Genomic DNA, 17,693 nt, shown 5'->3' on the forward strand with positions numbered 1-17,693 from the left:
CCGCTGCCGTCCACTGGCGTGTGGCCGATCCCCCGTGCGGGGGAACGCGGATGGGACGGGGCGGGGGAGCGCACGGTTCCCTCGGGCGGCCGGGCCGGGGCTTCCTGGCCGCCCTTGGGCCGTTCGGGTGAAGCCGCTCAGTCCCCGTACTCGGACATGCCGTCGATCAGCCGGGCGGAAGCGGTCGGCACCGTGACCCCGTGGATCAGGGACGGGGGTACGGGAACGGGCGCGGGCCCCACGGGCACCACCCAGTGCGGGGCCATGCGCGCGCAGTCCCCGCGCAGGTCGGTCAGGTCGGCTCCGGAGTCGGACGGGGCTGCGGGGTAAGGCGCGGTGGAGTTCGGCATAACGCCACCGTAGGCACGGCCACCCTGCGAAGAAAGCTCTACTATCGGGTAGTTTCCTCCCTTCGAGCCGGGGGATACGAACCGGTAGCGTGAGGTGTCAACCTCCCTCCTCCGCAGGAGTCCTCGCCGTGCGCATCGCAGTCACCGGCTCCATCGCCACCGACCACCTCATGACCTTCCCCGGCCGCTTCGCCGACCAGCTGGTCGCCGATCAGCTCCACACGGTCTCCCTCTCCTTCCTGGTCGACACCCTCGACGTACGGCGCGGAGGCGTCGGCGCCAACATCTGCTTCGGAATGGGCCAGCTCGGCACGGCCCCGATCCTGGTCGGCGCGGCGGGTTCGGACTTCGACGAGTACCGCGCCTGGCTCGACCGGCACGGTGTGGACACCGGATCGGTCCGGATCTCCGAGGTCCTGCACACCGCCCGCTTCGTGTGCACCACGGACGCCGACCACAACCAGATCGGCTCGTTCTACACGGGTGCGATGAGCGAGGCCCGCCAGATCGAGCTCCAGTCGGTCGCCGAGCGCGTCGGCGGGCTCGACCTGGTGCTGATCGGCGCCGACGACCCCGAGGCGATGCTCCGCCACACGGAGGAGTGCCGCACCCGTTCGATCCCGTTCGCGGCCGACTTCTCGCAGCAGATCGCCCGGATGACCGGAGCGGACATCCGTACGCTGCTCACCGGCGCGACGTACCTCTTCTCCAACGAGTACGAGAAGGGGCTCATCGAGTCCAAGACCGGCTGGACCGAGGACGAGATCCTCGACCGGGTCGGCCACCGCGTCACCACCCTCGGCGCCCGGGGCGTCCGGATCGACACCAAGGGCGGCGCCCCGATCGTCGTCGGCTGTGCCGAGGAAGAGGCGAAGGTCGACCCGACCGGCGTGGGCGACGCGTTCCGCGCGGGCTTCCTGTCCGGGCTCGCGTGGGGCGTGAGCCTGGAGCGCGCGGCACAGGTCGGCTGCATGCTGGCCACGCTGGTGATCGAGACGCTGGGTACGCAGGAGTACACCCTGCGCCGCGCCAACTTCATGGACCGCTTCACCAAGGCGTACGGCCACGACGCGGCGGAAGAAGTCCAGAGCCACCTCAAGTAGCCCGCCGGCCACTTCGCCGGCCACGTCGAGCAGCCCGGCCCCGGCCGCACCGGGGCACCCCGGCGGACCGGATCACGACACGCGGCGCACCCGGAAGGCGGTACCCCCGTCGACCGGGTGCGCCCCCTCGTACCCCTGCCCCCGCATCTCGCACCACGCCGGTACGTCGAGGCGGGCGGCCTCGTCGTCCGAGAGCACCGTCACCACCCCGCCCACCGGCACATCACCGATCACCTTGGCCAGCTCGATCACCGGGACGGGGCACCGCTTGCCGAGCGCGTCCACGACGAGCTCCGCCGCGGAACCGGGGGCCGCGGGCTCCGCCGCCGTCGCCCCCTCGGGCTCCGCGCCCGTGCCTGCCTCTGCCTCCCGGCCCCGGCCCGCCGCCACCTGGCCGGTCCCCGCGCCCAGCCGTTCCCGTACGGAGCCGACCACCCCGGGCAGCACCTCCAGGAACCGGTCGACCTCCGCCTCCGCCGTGCCGAGCGGCAGCGACACGCGGACGTTGCCCTCCGAGAGCACCCCCATCGCCCGCAGCACATGACTGGGCGTCAGCGTGCTGCTGGTGCAGGACGAACCGGATGACACGGAGAAACCGGCCACATCCAACTCGTGCAGCAGAGTCTCCCCGTCGACATAGAGACATGAGAACGTCACCAGATGCGGCAGCCGCCGCACCGGGTCGCCGACCACCTCGACATCAGGCACCAGCTCGCCCACCGAGGCCCTGATCCGGTCCACCAGACCGCGCAGCCGCGCCCCCTCGGCCGCGGCCTCGGCCCGTACGGCCCGCAGCGAGGCCGCGGCGGCCACGATCGCCGGTACGTTCTCGAAACCGGCCGCACGCCCTGACTCCCGTTCGTCCGCCGGGCCTTGAGGGACGAACCTCACACCCTTCCGTACGGCGAGCAGCCCCACCCCGGCGGGCCCGCCCCACTTGTGGGCGCTGGCGGTGAGCAGCGACCAGTCCCCGTCGACCGGCCCCCACCCCAGCGACTGGGCGGCGTCCACCAGCAGCGGCACCCCGGCGCCCCGGCACGCGGCGGCGGCTTCGGCCACCGGCTGCACGGTGCCGGTCTCGTGGTTGGCGGACTGCAGACAGGCCAGCGCGGTCCCCGGGGTCAGCGCGGCCGCGTACACCCCGGCGTCCACCGCTCCGGTCCGCCCGACCGGCACCTCGGTCACCGAACCGCCCCCCGCCTCATGGGCCGCGGCCGAATGGAGGACCGAAGAGTGTTCGACCGATGACACCACCAGATGGCCGCCGACACGCCGACGGCCAGAAAGTGCTCCGGCAATTCCGGAGTGCACCGCACGGGTGCCGGACGAGGTGAACACGAGCTCGTCCGGGCGGCACCCGACCGCGTCGGCCGCGGCCTCGCGAGCCGCGTCGAGCAGCAGCCGCGCCCGCCTCCCCTCCCGGTACAGCCGGGCCGGGTCGGCCCAGCCCTCGTCAAGGGAGGCTTGCAGGGCCTGACGTGCGACGGGGTGCAGGGGTGCGGAGGAGGCGGCATCGAAGTAGGACACGGCGGCCACGCTAGCCGCCGGTGGTCGGCGGCCCGGGCGGCCCCGGCGGGGAGGGTTCGTCAGATCCCGGCCGGAAGCCGGGATTCCACCCCTTCGGGGTGTCGGACGGCGCGTTGGGCACCCTCCCCGCGCGGCCCCAAATGGCCTCCAGTAGGGTTTGGTCCGCATAAACATCCAAACCCCTGCCCGGAGCAGGACCGGCGACCGACCTCGATGCGGCCGCAGCCGGCCGCACGGGCGAGACTCTCGGGAAGGCGCTACGTGAGTCCCAACGGCTCCGACCGCTCGTCGCGGCGCCCGATGCGGCGGAAGCTGCCGCAGGTGCTGACTGCGGGCCTGATCCTTGTGACCGCTACCGGTTGCTCGTACAAGGATTTCCCCCGCCTTGGTATGCCCACCCCGGTAACGGAAGAGGCACCTCGGATCCTCTCCCTCTGGCAGGGCTCGTGGGCGGCAGCGCTCGCCACGGGCGTGCTGGTGTGGGGGCTGATCATCTGGAGTGTCATCTTCCACCGGCGTAGCCGGACCAAGGTGGAGGTACCTCCGCAGACCCGGTACAACATGCCGATCGAGGCGTTGTACACCGTGGTTCCTCTGATCATCGTCTCGGTGCTCTTCTACTTCACCGCGCGCGATGAGTCGAAGCTCCTCACCCTCTCCTCGAAGCCCGCCCACACCATCAACGTGGTCGGCTTCCAGTGGAGCTGGGGCTTCAACTACGTGGAGGACGTGGACGGCAACCCGTCCACGGGCAACGCGGCGAAGACCACAGAGCTGTCCGATATCCCGGACCGCTTCACCAAGGAATTCCCCAAGGGAGCCGAAGGCGTCTACGACGTCGGCACGCCGGCCTCCCGGAACCCGCAGACCGGCAACCCGGGGCCGACCCTCTGGCTCCCCAAGGGCGAGAAGGTCCGCTTCGTTCTCACGTCGCGCGACGTCATCCATGACTTCTGGGTGGTGCCGTTCCTCATGAAGATGGACGTCGTTCCGGGCCACACCAACTCCTTCGAGGTGACCCCCAACCAGGAAGGCACCTTCCTGGGCAAGTGCGCTGAGCTGTGCGGCGTAGACCACTCCCGGATGCTCTTCAATGTGAAGGTCGTCTCCCCGGAGCGCTACAAGCAGCACCTCAAGGATCTGGCGGCCAAGCACCAGAACGGCTACATCCCCGCCGGGATCGCGCAGACTGGCCACGCCAAGAACGCGGAGACGAACAACCTGTGAGCATCCTCAACGAACCTCAGGGTGCCGCCGCAGCAGACGACTCCTACGAGAGCGAGCTGCCGGTACGGCGCAAAGAGCCGGGAAACATCGTCATCAAGTGGATGACCACCACTGATCACAAGACGATCGGCACGATGTATCTGGTCACATCGTTCGCCTTCTTCTGCATCGGCGGTGTGCTGGCGCTCGTCATGCGCGCCGAGCTGGCCCGTCCGGGTACGCAGATCGTGTCGAACGAGCAGTTCAACCAGGCGTTCACGATGCACGGCACGATCATGCTGCTGATGTTCGCGACGCCGCTCTTCGCCGGATTCGCGAACTGGATCATGCCGCTGCAGATCGGGGCGCCCGATGTGGCGTTCCCGCGGCTGAACATGTTCGCGTACTGGCTGTACCTCTTCGGCTCGCTCATCGCGGTCGGTGGCTTCATCACCCCGCAGGGCGCGGCCGACTTCGGCTGGTTCGCCTACTCCCCGCTGTCGGACGCCGTCCGGTCACCGGGCGTCGGCGCCGACATGTGGATCATGGGTCTGGCCTTCTCCGGCTTCGGCACGATCCTCGGCTCGGTCAACTTCATCACCACGATCATCTGCATGCGCGCCCCTGGCATGACGATGTTCCGTATGCCGATCTTCGTGTGGAACGTCCTGCTGACCGGTGTGCTGGTCCTGCTGGCCTTCCCGGTCCTCGCCGCCGCACTCTTCGCGCTGGAGGCGGACCGCAAGTTCGGCGCTCATGTATTCGATGCGTCAAATGGCGGCGCGCTCCTATGGCAACACCTCTTCTGGTTCTTCGGCCATCCAGAGGTGTACATCATCGCGTTGCCATTCTTCGGAATTATTTCCGAAGTGATTCCAGTGTTCTCCAGAAAGCCGATGTTCGGATACATCGGCCTGGTCGCGGCGACGATTTCCATCGCCGGCCTCTCCGTGACGGTGTGGGCCCACCACATGTACGTCACGGGCGGTGTGCTCCTGCCGTTCTTCTCCTTCATGACCTTCCTCATCGCGGTGCCGACCGGTGTGAAGTTCTTCAACTGGATCGGCACGATGTGGAAGGGGTCGCTGTCCTTCGAGACACCGATGCTCTGGGCCGTCGGCTTCCTGATCACCTTCACCTTCGGTGGTCTGACCGGCGTCATCCTGGCCTCGCCCCCGATGGACTTCCACGTCTCCGACTCGTACTTCGTGGTCGCGCACTTCCACTACGTCATCTTCGGCACGGTGGTCTTCGCGATGTTCTCCGGATTCCACTTCTGGTGGCCGAAGTTCACCGGCAAGATGCTGGACGAGCGGCTCGGCAAGATCACCTTCTGGACGCTGTTCGTGGGCTTCCACGGCACGTTCCTGGTGCAGCACTGGCTGGGTGTCGAGGGCATGCCGCGGCGGTACGCGGACTACCTCGCCGCTGACGGCTTCACCACGCTGAACACCATCTCGACCATCAGCTCCTTCCTGCTGGGCCTGTCGATCCTGCCGTTCTTCTACAACGTCTGGAAGACCGCCAAGTACGGCAAGAAGGTCGAGGTCGACGACCCGTGGGGCTACGGCCGCTCGCTCGAATGGGCGACCTCCTGCCCGCCGCCCCGGCACAACTTCACGACCCTCCCGAGGATCCGCTCCGAATCCCCGGCGTTCGACCTGCACCACCCGGAGATCGCGGCTCTCGACCAGCTCGAGAACCACGGCGCCGGTGACAAGGTCCTGTCCGGTGGCAAGGAGGCAGGCAAGTGAAGGTCCAAGGCAAGATGTTCATCTGGCTGGCCGTCTTCATCCTCGCCGTGGCGGTCGTCTACGGCGTGTGGTCGAAGGAGGCAGCCGGAACGACGGCCCTCTTCATGGCCTTCGGGCTGAGCATCATGATCGGCTTCTACCTGGCCTTCACGGCCAGGCGGATCGACGCCGGCGCGATGGACAACAAGGAGGCCGACGTCGCGGACGACGCCGGTGAGGTGGGCTTCTTCGCCCCGCACAGCTGGCAGCCGATCTCGCTCGCCATCGGCGGCGCGCTCGCCTTCCTCGCCATCGCCATGGGCTGGTGGCTGCTGTACTTCTCGGCACCGCTCGTCGTGGTCGGCCTCTGGGGCTGGGTCTTCGAGTTCTACCGCGGAGAGAACCAGAACCAGTAGGGGCTGCGCCCCACCGCTGGACCGAACGGGGAGGCCCGGACGCCGATCAGGTGTCCGGGCCTCCTCATTTGCAGTCATCCGGCGTGCCGTTACCGGGCGATCTTCTTAACGTGTGCATATGAGCCATGCACCTCGAATCCGTACGGTCCTGAGCTGCACGCTGCTGGTCGTGTCCCTTGGGGCAGCGGCGACCGCGTGCGGCAGTTCCGGCAAGAATCCGCTCTCGGCCCCGCCGTTCAACGCGGCCGATTCGATATCCTTCAACGGCCTCAAGAGCGACGGCAAGGCCGACCCCGACAAGCCCCTCGAAGTCACCTCCAAGGACGACGACGGCCGCATCACCGATGTGACGGCCACCGACAGCACAGGACGCCAGCTGGCGGGTGAACTCGCCGCCGACGGCAGCAGGTGGCACAGCACCGCTCCGCTGGCCGCAGGAGTGCACTACACGGTCCGCGTCGCCACCGAGGACGACGACGGCGCCCCCGGCAGCCGGACGATGCAGTTCGACACCGCCCCCGCCTCCCACCGGCTGAACGTCACCTTCGGCCCCAAGGCGGGCGAGTACGGAGTCGGCCAGCCCGTCACCGCCCAACTCAGCGCCCCGGTCAAGGACAAGGCGGCCAGGGCCCAGGTCGAGCGGGCCCTGAAGGTGGACTCGGTGCCCTCCGTCCAGGGCGCCTGGTACTGGGTGGACAGCAAGACGCTGCACTACCGGCCGAAGGAGTACTGGCCCGCGCACGCCACGATCAACGTGCACTCCAACCTCAACGGCATAAAGGTCAGCGGCAAGCTCTACGGCGGCACCGCCAAGCCGCTCAAGCTGAAGACCGGGGACCGCCTGGAGGCGATAACCGACGCATCGGCGCACGAGATGACGGTCAAGCGCGACGGGCACGTGATCAACACCATCCCGGTGACGACCGGCAAACCCGGCTTCTCCACCCGTAACGGCGTCAAGGTCGTGCTGGGCAAGACGTACTTCGTCCGGATGACCAGTTCCAGCATCGGGATAGCCGCCGGCAGCTCCGACTCGTACGACCTGCCGGTCTACTACGCGACACAGGTCACACTCAGCGGCGAGTACGTGCACGCCGCGCCCTGGTCCGAAGGGTCGCAGGGATCCGCCAACACCAGCCACGGCTGCACCGGCATGAGCACCGGCAACGCGGAGTGGTTCTTCAACCACGTGCGCCAGGGCGACATCGTCTCGGTGGTCGGCAGCGACGGCGACACCATGACCCCGTTCGACAACGGCTACGGCGACTGGAACCTGTCCTGGGCCAAGTGGGCCAAGGGCAGCGCGCTGACGGGCGGAAAGCAGAACACGGAGGCACCCGCGCAGACGGCCCGGCTGCGGCCCGCTGCGCTCTGAGCCGCAGCCGGCGCCGTCTCTCCACGGGGGAGGGGCCTGGACCCCTGCCCGGGACCTGTCAGGCCCCCGTGGAGACGGCGCCCGCCGCGAGCCGGTCGCGCACCAGGGCGGCCAGTGCGCCCGCGAACTCCACCGGTTCCACCGGAAGGGTCACCGCCGCGTCCGCGCGGCTCCAGGTGGCCAGCCAGGCGTCCTGCGGGCGGCCGATCAGCAGGAGCACGGGCGGGCAGCGGAACACCTCGTCCTTGATCTGCCGGCAGACGCCCATACCGCCCGCGGGGACCGACTCGCCGTCCAGCACACAGGCGTCGATCCCGCCCCTGTCCAGGGCGCTGAGGACCGCGTCGAGCGTCGCGCACTCCAGGTACTGCACCGGCGGCACGTCCGCGGCCGGCCTGCGACCCGCCGCGAGCCGTACCTGTTCCCGGGTATTCGCGTCGTCGCTGTAGACCAGGACCGTGGCGCTCGGCTGCATTGTTCCTCCGTGACGGCTGTGTCTTCGGGATCTTCGGGATCTGCGGGGCCCGCGGGGCCCGTTGGGCTTGGACCTTGGCGCGGATGCTACTCCGTCCGACACCCCGTCAACACCGTTACGGACTGCCTCGCGATGGGCTGTTCGAGCTGGACACGAGCCGCTGACACACCGAACAGCACCCCCCAGGGTGAGGGCGGGATAAGCGACCGACATAATGTCGGTCGTGGCGACAGCAACGACAGTAGAAACCGGGCACGCGCACCCGTCGGTCAATCGGCCGAACCTCACCAGCGTCGGAACCATCATCTGGTTGAGTTCCGAGCTGATGTTCTTCGCGGCCCTCTTCGCGATGTACTTCACCCTGCGATCGGTGACGGGTCCCGAGCACTGGAAGGATATGGCGTCCTCGCTGAACGTTCCTTTCTCGGCGACGAACACCACGATCCTTGTGCTCTCCTCCCTCACATGCCAGCTCGGCGTCTTTGCCGCCGAGCGTGGCGATGTGAAGAAGTTGCGCTCGTGGTTCTCGATCACGTTCGTGATGGGTGCGATCTTCATCGGAGGCCAGATCTTCGAGTACACCAGCCTGGTGAAGGAGGACGGCCTTTCGCTCTCCTCCGACCCGTACGGCTCGGTGTTCTACCTGACCACGGGCTTCCACGGCTTGCATGTGACAGGCGGCCTGATCGCCTTCCTGTTCGTTCTCGGCAGGACATACGCGGCCAAGAGATTCACGCACCAGCAGGCGACCGCAGCCATCGTCGTGTCCTATTACTGGCACTTCGTCGATGTCGTGTGGATCGGCCTCTTCGCGACGATCTACCTGATCAAGTAATCGGGCCCGACGCCCCACTCATCCAGCAAGCACCGACGCAGAAGATCCTGACACCGGGGTAATCCGTGAAAAAGCTCTCCGCACGACGACGCCACCCGTTGGCGGCGGTCGTCGTCCTACTCCTCGCGCTGGCGGCCACCGGGGGGCTGTACGCCGCGTTCGCTCCCGCGGGCAAGGCGCAGGCCGACGACACCTCCCAGTCCCTCGCCATCAGTGAGGGCAAGAAGCTCTTCTCCGTGGGCTGCGCAAGCTGCCACGGAATGGGCGGCCAGGGCTCGTCCGACGGCCCCAGCCTGGTCGGCGTCGGCTCAGCCGCCGTGGACTTCCAGGTCGGCACCGGCCGTATGCCCGCCCAGCAGCCCGGCGCGCAGGTGCCGAAGAAGAAGGTCATCTACTCGCAGGGGCAGATCGACCAGCTCGCCGCGTACGTGGCCTCCCTCGGTGCCGGACCCATCAAGCCGACCTCGAAGCAGTACAGCGACAAGGGCGCCGACACCGCGGCCGGTGGCGACCTCTTCCGTACCAACTGCGCCCAGTGCCACAACTTCACCGGCGAGGGCGGCGCCCTGACGCACGGCAAGTTCGCGCCGAGCCTCGAGGGTGTGAGCCCCAAGCACATCTACGAGGCCATGCAGACCGGCCCGCAGTCCATGCCGAACTTCCCCGACACCACGATGCCGGAGAAGCAGAAGCAGAACATCATCGCGTACATCAAGACCGTCAACGGCGACAACTCCGCCAGCGAGGGCGGCCTCAAGCTGGGCGGCCTCGGTCCGGTCAGTGAGGGTCTGTTCGGCTGGATCTTCGGACTCGGTGCGCTGATCGCAGTTGCCATCTGGGTCGCGGCCCACACCGCTAAGGCCAAGAAGTCATGAGTAGCCAAGAGAATTCCGAAGAGAACCTGCCGAGTGAGCAGGAGCCCGCGCACGGCGCGGTGGAGCCCGCGGACGACCCGTTCGCGGACCCGGGACTGCCGGCCCACAAGCCGCGTATCCAGGACATCGACGAGCGGGCAGCCAAGCGCTCCGAGCGCGTGGTCGCCTTCCTGTTCACGCTCTCGATGCTGGCGACGATCGGGTTCATCGCGTCCTATGTGATCTTCCCGGTCGACAAGATCATCTTTGTCTTCCCGTTCGGGCACGTGAGTGCGCTCAACTTCTCCCTGGGGCTGACCCTGGGCGTGGCGCTCTTCACGATCGGCGCCGGCGCGGTCCACTGGGCGCGCACGCTGATGTCGGACGTCGAGATGCCGGCCGACCGTCACCCGATCGAGGCCCCGGCCGAGGTCAAGGCGCAGGTCCTGGCGGACTTCGCGGCAGGTGCCGCCGAGTCCGGCTTCGGCCGCCGCAAGCTGATCCGCACCACGATGTTCGGCGCCATGGCCATGGTGCCGCTCGCCGGTGTGATGCTGCTGCGCGACCTCGGTCCGCTGCCGGAGAAGAAGCTGCGCAAGACGCTGTGGGCGCGCGGCAAGGTGCTCATCAACATGAACACCAACCAGCCGCTGCGTCCTGAGGACGTGGCCGTCGGTTCGCTCACGTTCGCCATGCCGCAGGGTCTCTCGGAGTCCGACGAGGACTTCCAGACGCAGATCGCCAAGGCCGCCCTGATGATCGTCCGCATCCAGCCGGACAACATCAAGGACAAGAAGGAACGCGAGTGGGCCCACGACGGCATCGTCGCGTTCTCGAAGATCTGCACCCACGTCGGCTGCCCGATCAGCCTGTACGAGCAGCAGACGCACCACGTGCTCTGCCCGTGCCACCAGTCCACCTTCGACCTGTCCGACGGCGCCCGCGTCATCTTCGGCCCGGCCGGCCACCCGCTTCCGCAGCTGCGGATCGGTGTGAACGGCGAGGGTAATCTCGAAGCGCTCGGCGACTTCGCAGAGCCCGTCGGTCCTGCCTTCTGGGAGCGCGGATGAGCACCGTGACGGATACACAGCGCAAGGCGCCCGCCGGCGAGCGGGTGGCCGACTGGGCCGACGGCCGTCTGGGCATCTACGGCCTGGCCAAGACCAACATGCGCAAGATCTTCCCGGACCACTGGTCCTTCATGCTCGGGGAGATCTGCCTCTACAGCTTCATCATCATCATCCTCACGGGTGTCTATCTGACGCTGTTCTTCCACCCGAGCATGAACGAGGTCGTCTACAACGGCCCGTACGTGCCGCTGCAGGGCATCCACATGTCCGAGGCGTACGCCTCGACGGTGAACATCAGCCTGGAGGTCCGCGGCGGTCTGCTCATCCGGCAGATCCACCACTGGGCGGCGCTGGTCTTCCTGGCCGGCATGCTGGTGCACATGATGCGCGTGTTCTTCACGGGCGCCTTCCGCAAGCCGCGCGAGATCAACTGGCTCTTCGGCTTCCTGCTGCTGGTGCTCGGGATGTTCACCGGCTTCACCGGCTACTCCCTCCCGGACGACCTGCTCTCCGGTACGGGTGTGCGGTTCATGGAGGGCGTCATGCTCTCCATCCCGATCGTCGGCTCGTACCTGTCGATGTTCCTGTACGGCGGTGAGTTCCCCGGCGGCGACTTCGTCTCGCGGTTCTACTCGGTCCACGTACTGCTGCTGCCGGGCATCATGCTCGGCCTGCTGGTCGGCCACCTGATCCTGGTCTTCTACCACAAGCACACGCAGTTCGCGGGTCCCGGCAAGACCAACAAGAACGTCGTCGGCATGCCGCTGCTGCCGGTCTACATGGCCAAGGCCGGAGGCTTCTTCTTCCTGGTCTTCGGTGTCATCGCGGCCATGGCGGCGCTCGCCTCGATCAACCCGATCTGGGAGATCGGCCCGTACCGCCCGGACCAGGTGTCGACCGGCGCCCAGCCCGACTGGTACATGGGCTTCTCCGAGGGGCTCGTCCGCATCATGCCGGGCTGGGAGATCAACGCCTGGGGTCACACACTCGTCCTGGGCGTGTTCATCCCGATCGTGGTCTTCCCGCTGGTCCTGGTCGGTATCGGCGTCTACCCGTTCATCGAGTCCTGGATCACCGGGGACAAGCGCGAGCACCACATCCTGGACCGCCCGCGCAACGCCCCGACGCGTACGGGTCTCGGCGTCGCCTGGATCACGCTCTATCTGATCCTGCTCGTCGGCGGCGGCAACGACCTCTGGGCCACGCACTTCGATCTGTCGATCAACGCGATCACCTGGTTCGTCCGGGTCGGGATGTTCGTCGGACCGGTCATCGCGTTCATCGTCACCAAGCGCTGGTGCCTCGGCCTGCAGCGCCGTGACCGCGAGAAGGTGCTGCACGGGCGTGAGTCCGGTGTCATCAAGCGGCTGCCGCACGGTGAGTTCATCGAGGTCCACGAGCCGCTCAAGCCCGAGCAGCTGCACACGCTGACCGCGCACGAGCAGTACCGGCCGCTCGAGATCGGCCCCGAGGTCGACGAGAACGGTGTCGCGCGCAAGGTGTCCCGTCTGACCCGGGTCCGCGCCAAGCTGAGCAAGGGCTACTACGGCGAGCACAACCAGATCGAGAAGCCCACCGCCGACGAGTACAAGGAGATCACCAGCGGCCACGGTCACCACTGATCACCTGACCGACTGAAAAGTCGCCACAGCGGGAGCCCCGTCCATTCGATGGACGGGGCTCTTCGCTGTCCCGGGAGCTGGATAAGACCGACCGTCAAATGGGGGGTGGGAGAAGGAGCGGGGTCTGGAGTGTGCAGCTGCAAGGCGGAGGATTGAGGCATGGCGGAGCCATGGTGTTTGACGACAACGCCGCAGATGCGCGTGCCGGACCCCGCGACGCCGCCCCCCATTTGCCGGTCGGTCTAAGCTGGCCGTATCCCTATTCGACGGTGGACCCAGGAGTGGACCATGAGCGTTGTGACCCCGGTCGGCGGCGACAGCGTGGCGGCACACTCCTGGCCGGGCGTCCTCGACTCCCTGCTCAGCGGCGTCGACCAGAGCGCGGACGCCACCGCCTGGGCGATGGACCGGATCATGAGCGGTGAGGCGACGGACGCGCAGATCGCCGGCTTCGCGGTCGCGCTGCGCGCGAAGGGCGAGACGGTCGCGGAGATCAGCGGTCTGGTCCGGGCGATGTACGCCCACGCCAGGCTGATCGACGTGCCGGGCCCGAGCGTGGACATCGTCGGCACCGGGGGCGACGGCGCCAACACCGTGAACATCTCGACGATGTCCTCCATCGTCGTGGCGGGCACCGGCGCCAAGGTCGTCAAGCACGGCAACCGCGCGGCGTCGTCGCAGAGCGGCGCGTCCGACGTCCTGGAGAAGCTGGGCGTCAATCTCCAGCTGACCCCGGAGCGGGTCGTCGAGGTCGCGGCCGAGGCGGGCATCACCTACTGCTTCGCGGTCAGGTTCCACCCCGCGCTGCGCTATGTGGCCGCCGCCCGCAAGGAGTTGGGCATCCGCACCACCTTCAACTTCCTGGGCCCGCTCACCAACCCGGCGAAGGTCGGGGCGCAGGCGACCGGTGTGTCCGACGCGCGGATGGCGCCCATCGTCGCGGGTGTGCTGGCCGAGCGCGGCTCGTCGGCCCTGGTGTTCCGCGGGGACGACGGGCTGGACGAACTGACCACCACCGCCACGTCCAGGGTCTGGACGGTGGCGGACGGCGCGGTGCGCGAGGAGCCCTTCGACCCGCGCGACGTGGGCATCGATCTTGTCCCGGTGGAGGCGCTGCGCGGCGGCGACTCGTCGTACAACGCCGATGTGGCCCGCCGGCTGCTGGCCGGTGAGGCCGGTCCGGTACGGGACGCCGTCCTGCTCAACTCGGCGGCCGCGCTGGTCGCACTCGACCCGGGCCCGGGCTCCCTCGACGAGCGGATCGCCGCCGGGATCGCCCGGGCCGCCGACGCCATCGACTCGGGGGCGGCGGCCCGGGCGCTGGAGCGCTGGGTCGCCGCCAGCAACGCCTGAGCCCCTTCCGCGGAGGGCGGCCCCTGAGGCGCAGTCGCACGGCATCCGGCCGGCAGCCGGTCTCATGCTGTGGACTGCGCCTTGGCGCGTCAGGATGCGTATGGCAGGATTCTCTTCAGGTCATGAGTGACAGCGACTACGGCCCCAGCCCGCTGTCCGGCAACCCTCCGTCCGTGGCGGGGTGCCCTGGGTGAAGACCAGGCCGTGGGCAGCGAAGTCCTCGGCAAGCGCGGATCCCTCGACAGGGATCCTGGTCGTCGAGGGAGTTCTTCCGTGGTTCAGCGAATGCGATAGGGCAGTAGCCCCCTTCTCCGCACCTCTTTCTCCGCACTGCCGCGTGTGGCACGCGCAGTGCATTCGCCTGCCTTTTTCCGGGAGTTCGTCATGTCTGTTCCCAGCGCTGCCATCAACCCGTCGGTTTGTCAGGATTCGTCCGAGAACCTTCCCGTTCTCGGCAGGGATGTCCTGGTCCCGCTGGTCACCGGCGGCGAGGTCACCTACGCGGCACTGGACTACGCGGCGAGCGCCCCGGCCCTGCAGCGTGTCTGGGACGACGTGGCGGCGTACGCCCCGTACTACGGCAGCGTGCACCGCGGCGCCGGGTACCTCTCGCAGCTCTCCACCGACCTCTTCGAGAACAGCCGCACGACCGTCGCGGAGTTCCTCGGCTGCCGCCAGGACGACCAGGTCGTCTTCACCCGTTCGACCACGGACTCGCTCAATCTGCTGGCCGCGGTGGTCCCCGACGGCTGCGAGGTCTTCGTCTTCGAGACCGAGCACCACGCATCCCTGCTGCCCTGGCGCGACGCCGCCGTGACCTACCTCAACGCCCCGCGCACCCCGCAGCAGGCCGTCGAGACACTGGACCGCGCGCTGGCCGCCCGTACGACACCGGATGCGCCCGCCCTGGTCTGTGTCACCGGCGCCTCGAACGTGACCGGTGAGCTGTGGCCGGTCAGGGAGCTGGCGGCCGCCGCCCACGCCCACGGGGCCCGCATCGTGCTGGACGCCGCGCAGCTCGCGCCGCACCACCCGGTGGACATCGCGGAGCTCGACGTCGACTGGGTGGCCTTCTCCGGCCACAAGCTGTACGCGCCGTTCGGCTCCGGGGTCCTCGCGGGCCGCTCCGACTGGCTGCTCGCCGCCGAGCCGTACCTCGCGGGCGGCGGCGCCTCCCGCACCGTGGCCCGGCGTGCCGACGGCGGGGTCGACGTCGAGTGGCACACCACGGCCGCCCGCCACGAGGCCGGATCGCCCAATGTCATCGGCGTCCACTCCATCGCCTCCGCCTGCCGGGCGCTCACCGACGCGGGCTTCGACTCCCTGGTGGCGCGCGAGCAGACGCTGGTCCGCAAGGTACTCGACGGGCTCGCCGAAGTGGAGGCCGTCCAGGTCCTCTCGCTCTTCGGCGACGACGCCCCGCGGGTCGGAGTCATCTCGTTCGTGGTGGACGGCTGGAACAGCTCGCACTTCGCGGCGGCGCTCTCCGCCGAGTACGGCATCGGGGTCCGCGACGGTCTGTTCTGCGCCCACCCGCTCGTACGGACCCTGCTCGGCAGCGACCCGCAGGACCAGGGGGAGTGCGGCGCCCCGGAGGGCGAGCCGGGCGAGCGCTCGCTCAACGCGGTACGGGTCAGCTTCGGCGCCGGTACGCCCGACGAGCACGTGGAGCGCTTCGTGGGCGCGGTGAAGGAGCTGGTGCGGGACGGCGCCCGCTGGAACTACCGCACCGAGGACGGCCGCTGCGTGCCGGCTGTCTGAACCCGGCTGCGCGGAGACGTACCTCGGCGATACGGAGACGTACTACGGCCGCCCGGCGCGGCGGGGCCACCTGGCCCCCTGCGCGGCAGGGCGGCCGTTACGCGTCCAGGCCGATGGCGAAGGCCGCTTCGAGGTCGTGCTGCGAGTAGGTACGGAACGCCACATGCGTGTCCGTCGCCTCCACCCCGGGGATCTTGCTGATCCGGCCGGGGATGATGTCCGCCAGGTCGTCGTGGCGGGCGACCCTGACCAGCGCGATCAGGTCGTATGTCCCCGTGACGGAGTAGACCTCGCTGATGTTCTCCAGGGCGGCGAGCGATTCGGCGATCTCGGGGATCCGGTCCACGCTGGTCTTGATGAGCACGATCGCGGTGATCACGGCTTGCTTTCTCCCTCGGTGGCCGTCGCTGGGAGTTTCACTCTAGTCGTACGCCAGTACCTCACCGCCGCGTAGCCGAAGCCCAGCGAGAAGCCCACCAGATGCGCCGTGTAGGCGACCCCGGGACCGGTTCCCGACTGCTGGCCGGCCGCCAGCCACTGCAGGACGAACCAGAAGACCAGCACGATCCAGGCGGGAAAGCGCAGCGGCAGGAACAGCAGGAACGGGAAGATGCTCGTCACCCGGGCCTTGGGGAAGAGACTCAGGAACGCGCCGAGCACCGCCGAGATCGCCCCGGACGCGCCCACCAGGGTCTGGTCGGAGCCGGAGTGCGTCAGCGCGTACGCGGTCAGCGCGATGTAGCCGCTCACCACATAGAAGACCGCGAAGTGCACGCGGCCCATCCGCTCCTCGGCCATCGCGCCGAAGACGTACAGGAACAGCATGTTGCCGAGCAGATGAAGCCAGTTGGCGTGGATGAAGAGCGCGGTGAGCGGGGTGAGCAGGGCGCCGGCCCTGCCGCTCATCAGTTCGGTGGGGACGACGCCCCAGTGGTTGAAGTACGCGCTCTGGGCGGCGAGGAGGTTGTCGCCCTTTCCGTAGGCCGGATCGAGCCCCGAGACCGGGCTCAGCAGGAAGACGAGGCAGCAGAGGCCGATCAGGCCGTAGGTCACCACAGGATCGCCGGGCGTGTCCCCGCGCCGTCGCGGTGTCTTCCGTCGGGCCGCGTCCCGCCACGTGAACATCCACCGAGCATGGCCCAACCGGACGCAATCGGGCAGATCGCCTCGCCGGGCTCCCCGCGGTCGGCAGGTCCGCCCCCGGGGTATGCCGTAGGCCGTAGGGTTGCGGGGAGTACATCCGCAGTTCGATGGCGCACCGCGACCGAGGCAGTACGAACGAAGAGGACGCACGTATGACGACGGTTCCCATGCCGACCGCCGACACCCGGTGGCGCTGCACTCTCTGCGGCAATCTCACCCGGTTCGATGTGACGCGCTCGTCGAAGGTTGTCGAGTACATACATCTCGACCTGGCCGGTGAGCCCAAGGTGGAGGAGCGCGAGGTGGTCAGTGAGACCATCGAGTCGGTGCGCTGCCGCTGGTGCAACGCGGTGGACCAGATCGAGCTGGTGGACAGGCCGGGTGGCGGCTCCTGAGGGAGCCCCCTGAAGAGTGACAGTGGGGTGACGGATGGTGGAGGCTGATAGCGGTGCAGAGCCGGCCGACGCGGCCGGTGACGCCGCGGAGGCGCTCGACCGTCCGCTGCCCGAAGCAGTACGGCGGCGCGTCGTCGCGCTCGTGTCCGACGCCTTCGGCGGGCTGTCCGTCCCCGAACTCCCGGCGCAGCTCAGACAGTACGCCCGCTTCACCCCCACCAGACGGGCCAAGTTCGCGGGCAACGCGATGGCCGCGGCCCTGGAGGGCGACGCGCTCTTCCGCCGGCGCATCGGCGAGCGGCTCAAGGAGTCCCAGCCCGAGCTGACCGGTGCGCTCGAAGCGGGCTCGCCGCCCGCGGCCGCCGACCCGGTGGATGTGGCGGCCGCAGCCTATGTGCTGCGTCCGGCCGGCTGGGTGAAGCTCGTCGCCGCCGCGGGCGAGGAGGCCCAGCGGGTGGTCGCCGAGCGCGCCGAC

The 17,693-nt window shown here is 68.6% G+C and carries 17 protein-coding genes, 1 pseudogene and 1 riboswitch; of the genes and pseudogenes, 13 read left to right on the plus strand and 5 right to left on the minus strand.

Annotated elements, in window-relative coordinates; genetic code table 11:
- Nucleotides 1–137 precede the first annotated feature (137 nt).
- Nucleotides 138–350, minus strand: coding sequence for a hypothetical protein (locus tag G3I19_RS15775; RefSeq protein ID WP_164264233.1), 213 nt, complete (start codon nt 348–350; stop codon nt 138–140).
- A 128-nt stretch (nt 351–478) separates the two neighbouring features.
- On the opposite strand from G3I19_RS15775, the gene G3I19_RS15780 reads away from it, so the two are divergent.
- Nucleotides 479–1,453, plus strand: coding sequence for a carbohydrate kinase family protein (locus tag G3I19_RS15780; RefSeq protein WP_164264234.1), 975 nt, complete (start codon nt 479–481; stop codon nt 1,451–1,453).
- A gap of 72 nt (nt 1,454–1,525) precedes the next feature.
- On the opposite strand, the gene G3I19_RS15785 is transcribed toward G3I19_RS15780, so the two are convergent.
- A complete protein-coding gene (locus tag G3I19_RS15785) occupies nt 1,526–2,980 on the minus strand; it encodes a cysteine desulfurase/sulfurtransferase TusA family protein (protein WP_164264235.1) in 1,455 nt (484 codons plus the stop codon).
- A 261-nt stretch (nt 2,981–3,241) separates the two neighbouring features.
- Here G3I19_RS15785 and coxB point away from each other — a divergent pair, with 261 nt between their 5' ends.
- From coxB to G3I19_RS15805, 4 genes are all read left to right on the plus strand, one after another.
- A complete protein-coding gene (gene coxB, locus G3I19_RS15790) occupies nt 3,242–4,207 on the plus strand; it encodes a cytochrome c oxidase subunit II (protein WP_164264236.1) in 966 nt (321 codons plus the stop codon).
- Nucleotides 4,204–5,940, plus strand: a complete 1,737-nt coding sequence (gene ctaD / locus G3I19_RS15795; RefSeq protein ID WP_164264237.1) for a cytochrome c oxidase subunit I — start codon at nt 4,204–4,206, stop codon at nt 5,938–5,940. Before coxB ends, ctaD begins: the two co-directional genes overlap by 4 nt.
- Nucleotides 5,937–6,335, plus strand: a complete 399-nt coding sequence (locus tag G3I19_RS15800; protein ID WP_164264238.1) for a cytochrome c oxidase subunit 4 — start codon at nt 5,937–5,939, stop codon at nt 6,333–6,335. Before ctaD ends, G3I19_RS15800 begins: the two co-directional genes overlap by 4 nt.
- A gap of 118 nt (nt 6,336–6,453) precedes the next feature.
- A complete protein-coding gene (locus tag G3I19_RS15805) occupies nt 6,454–7,710 on the plus strand; it encodes an Ig-like domain-containing protein (protein ID WP_164264239.1) in 1,257 nt (418 codons plus the stop codon).
- 58 nt (nt 7,711–7,768) lie between these two features.
- On the opposite strand, the gene G3I19_RS15810 is transcribed toward G3I19_RS15805, so the two are convergent.
- Complete coding sequence (locus G3I19_RS15810; protein ID WP_164264240.1) at nt 7,769–8,185, minus strand: hypothetical protein; 417 nt, start codon at nt 8,183–8,185, stop codon at nt 7,769–7,771.
- A 214-nt stretch (nt 8,186–8,399) separates the two neighbouring features.
- Between G3I19_RS15810 and G3I19_RS15815 the strand changes: the two genes are divergently transcribed.
- The 6 genes from G3I19_RS15815 (at nt 8,400) to G3I19_RS15840 (ending at nt 15,680) form a co-directional block, all read left to right on the plus strand.
- The gene (locus tag G3I19_RS15815; protein WP_164264241.1) at nt 8,400–9,020 is read left to right on the plus strand and encodes a heme-copper oxidase subunit III; all 621 of its coding nucleotides are present in this window, start codon (nt 8,400–8,402) and stop codon (nt 9,018–9,020) included.
- Between the two features lie 65 nt (nt 9,021–9,085).
- On the plus strand, nt 9,086–9,895 hold the full coding sequence (locus G3I19_RS15820; RefSeq protein ID WP_164264242.1) for a c-type cytochrome: 810 nt from the start codon (nt 9,086–9,088) through the stop codon (nt 9,893–9,895).
- Nucleotides 9,892–10,944, plus strand: coding sequence for a Rieske 2Fe-2S domain-containing protein (locus G3I19_RS15825; protein WP_164264243.1), 1,053 nt, complete (start codon nt 9,892–9,894; stop codon nt 10,942–10,944). Before G3I19_RS15820 ends, G3I19_RS15825 begins: the two co-directional genes overlap by 4 nt.
- The gene (locus G3I19_RS15830) at nt 10,941–12,566 is read left to right on the plus strand and encodes a ubiquinol-cytochrome c reductase cytochrome b subunit (RefSeq protein ID WP_164264244.1); all 1,626 of its coding nucleotides are present in this window, start codon (nt 10,941–10,943) and stop codon (nt 12,564–12,566) included. Before G3I19_RS15825 ends, G3I19_RS15830 begins: the two co-directional genes overlap by 4 nt.
- A 288-nt stretch (nt 12,567–12,854) precedes the next feature.
- Nucleotides 12,855–13,919, plus strand: coding sequence for an anthranilate phosphoribosyltransferase (gene trpD / locus G3I19_RS15835; protein WP_164264245.1), 1,065 nt, complete (start codon nt 12,855–12,857; stop codon nt 13,917–13,919).
- Nucleotides 13,920–14,037: 118 nt separating this feature from the next.
- Nucleotides 14,038–14,155: riboswitch (SAM riboswitch) on the plus strand.
- A 148-nt stretch (nt 14,156–14,303) separates the two neighbouring features.
- On the plus strand, nt 14,304–15,680 hold the full coding sequence (locus G3I19_RS15840; RefSeq protein ID WP_164264246.1) for an aminotransferase class V-fold PLP-dependent enzyme: 1,377 nt from the start codon (nt 14,304–14,306) through the stop codon (nt 15,678–15,680).
- Between the two features lie 97 nt (nt 15,681–15,777).
- Here G3I19_RS15840 and G3I19_RS15845 read toward each other — a convergent pair whose 3' ends face one another.
- Both G3I19_RS15845 and G3I19_RS15850 read right to left on the minus strand, forming a co-directional pair.
- Nucleotides 15,778–16,059 carry an Lrp/AsnC ligand binding domain-containing protein gene (locus G3I19_RS15845; RefSeq protein WP_164264247.1) on the minus strand — a complete coding sequence of 94 codons (282 nt, stop codon included), beginning with the start codon at nt 16,057–16,059 and terminating at the stop codon, nt 15,778–15,780.
- Nucleotides 16,056–16,805 (minus strand): rhomboid family intramembrane serine protease, encoded by a 750-nt coding sequence (locus G3I19_RS15850; protein ID WP_164264248.1) that lies wholly within the window; start codon nt 16,803–16,805, stop codon nt 16,056–16,058. The genes G3I19_RS15845 and G3I19_RS15850 overlap by 4 nt, the downstream gene beginning before the upstream one ends.
- A gap of 170 nt (nt 16,806–16,975) precedes the next feature.
- Here G3I19_RS15850 and G3I19_RS15855 point away from each other — a divergent pair, with 170 nt between their 5' ends.
- Nucleotides 16,976–17,218 (plus strand): hypothetical protein, encoded by a 243-nt coding sequence (locus G3I19_RS15855; protein WP_164264249.1) that lies wholly within the window; start codon nt 16,976–16,978, stop codon nt 17,216–17,218.
- Nucleotides 17,219–17,252: 34 nt separating this feature from the next.
- Nucleotides 17,253–17,693 (plus strand): annotated as a pseudogene (locus G3I19_RS15860) (RNA-binding protein); the annotation flags it as partial.

It is taken from the genome of Streptomyces sp. SID10853 (assembly GCF_010548145.1).
GTDB lineage: Bacteria > Actinomycetota > Actinomycetes > Streptomycetales > Streptomycetaceae > Streptomyces.